General features: G+C 70.4%; 1 protein-coding gene. It reads left to right on the forward strand.

Annotation, left to right across the window (positions count from 1 at the left end):
- Positions 1 to 1,000: 1,000 nt before the first annotated feature.
- Positions 1,001 to 1,378, forward strand: coding sequence for a hypothetical protein (locus VFG33_RS39955; RefSeq protein ID WP_325058253.1), 378 nt, complete (start codon positions 1,001 to 1,003; stop codon positions 1,376 to 1,378).
- Positions 1,379 to 2,043: the final 665 nt, after the last annotated feature.

Here is a 2,043-nt window from a genome sequence, read left to right on the forward strand (position 1 = left end):
GAAGTCCAACCGCAACAAACTCCCCCAAGACGACCGCGACCCCCGTGACGCCGACTGTGACCCTGGTGCCGGCGGCGAGTCCACGACCGGCGGCGAGTCCACCGGCGGGGACTGCCCGGCCAGCGGCGTGACCGGGCGCAGCGGCCCGCCCGACCGATGCCGCGGTGGCACCGGCCCGCCATCTGGCGGCACCCCGCGGGCGCCCACCGGCGGGACCCGGTCGGGCCCGTCCGCTGGATGGCCGCTGGGGAGTCTGCTCATGAATCGAGTGTATGTTCGAATACACTCCGACACAAATCGAGCACACTCTGCGCTCGTACCCAGTGCGGGACTGAGGGCCGGGTGCTGAGGGCCGGGTGCGAGGGCCGGGCGCGGGATGCTGGGCCGAGTAGTGAGAATCGGACGCCAGGTGCTGAGGGCTCGGCACTGGGGCCGGGCAGCGAGGAGTGGAGGAGATCTGGATGACGCTGCGAGATGAAACGCCCGGCTCCAGGCCATTGCTGACGGCAACCAGTCTGACGGGTTGACACCACCGGCTGCACCGGCTCAATCACTGCGGGGCTGCGGGGCTGCGGGGCCGTGGAGCCGCGGACGTGGGCCGTGTGGGTTGGTGGGAGGTCGTCAGGCTTTGGTGATTGCGGCTATTCGCCAGGTGTTCTGGGTTGCGGTGAGGGTGATTCGGCGGGCGGTGGGGGTGCCGGGTGGGAGGGAGGTGCGGTGGCCGGAGTGGTCTACGGCGGTGCCGGCGGCCAGGCGGTCGACTATGCGGAGGACGACGGTGGTTGGGCCTGGGCGTTCTATCTCGAGGGTTTGGATCTGCATGCGTAGGCCCTCGATCCGTAGCTGCTGATCTCGGTAGGACGTCAGCAGGGAGCGATCGGAGAGCCAGGGTGGGCTGCCGGGGAGGTACACCGCGTCCAGGTCGGCGGCGTTGAGGGATTGGAACGCTTGGGATCTCCGTTGGTCGAGTGCCTGCAGGGTTCGCAACCATTGATCGACGGTGTTGGATTCGCCGGCCAGGGGTGGTGTCGCCGGAGTACCGATTGTCGGCGGCGGGCTGGAGGTTGCTGGTGCACTGGAGGTAGCCGGCGTGCTGGGTCTGGACGGGGTGCTGGGTCTGGATGGCGGCGGAGCGCTTGGCGACGGCGTGCTCTGGATGGATGTGCCCTTCGGTGCGCTTGGGGACGGCGTGCCATCAGAGCCGGAGGCTGACGTGCCCTCGGGGCTGGAGGCTGCTGCGTCCGTAGGGCCTGAGGCTGATGCAGCGTCAGAGGCTGAGGCCGGGCCGCCGGTGGGTGAACCGAGTACGCCGATGGTCACCAGGCCGACGATGAGCACGAGGACCGCGGCGAGACCTGCCATCGCCAGGATGCCGTAGGCCGACCTCCTTGAGCGGGTACGTCGCCGGGTGGGAGCCAGCATCTGGCCAAGGCGGCGACTGGTGTCTCGGCCCGGTGAACGGCTGCCCGAGCTGTCGGGAAAGCGACGGGCGGGGCGGCTGGAAGAACGACTACCGGAAGCGCTGGGAGAACCGCTGGCAGGACTGTTGGGCGAGTGGCTGGCGGAACTGTTGGGCGAGTGGCTGGCTGAGCTGTTGGTGGAGCGGCCGAATTTGCGTCGCGTGGGGCTGGCTCGGCCGCGGGCTCGTCGGCTGCCCTTGCGTTTGGGGGCTTGTCCGCGCTTGGGCGGCTGTGCGAGTCCCCCACCGGCTGGTTGCGGGGAGGTGGAGAAGGGTGCGGCGTCGGCGTGCGAGGTGGACGCCGGGTCTGGGGATGGAGTGGTGGGGACGCGGGCGGGAGCGGTGGGGATCGGAGTGGGCGGTTTGCGGCGGGTGGGCAGGTGAAGGCGGGCGGCTGGGGTCGTTGGAGGCGAGGTGGTGGTCGGCGGATCTGTGGGTGGTTGATCGGTTGGAGGCAGGGTCGGCCGTCCGTCTGCTGGCGGCGCCGTTGGCAATGCGTCCGCCGGGGGCGGCGTCGAAGGCGCGTCCGTCGGCGGTGGGTCTGCTGAGGGGGGCGTCGAAGGCGCGTCCGACGGCGGTGGGTC

Origin of the sequence: Kribbella sp., assembly GCF_035687465.1 — a bacterium.
GTDB lineage: Bacteria > Actinomycetota > Actinomycetes > Propionibacteriales > Kribbellaceae > Kribbella.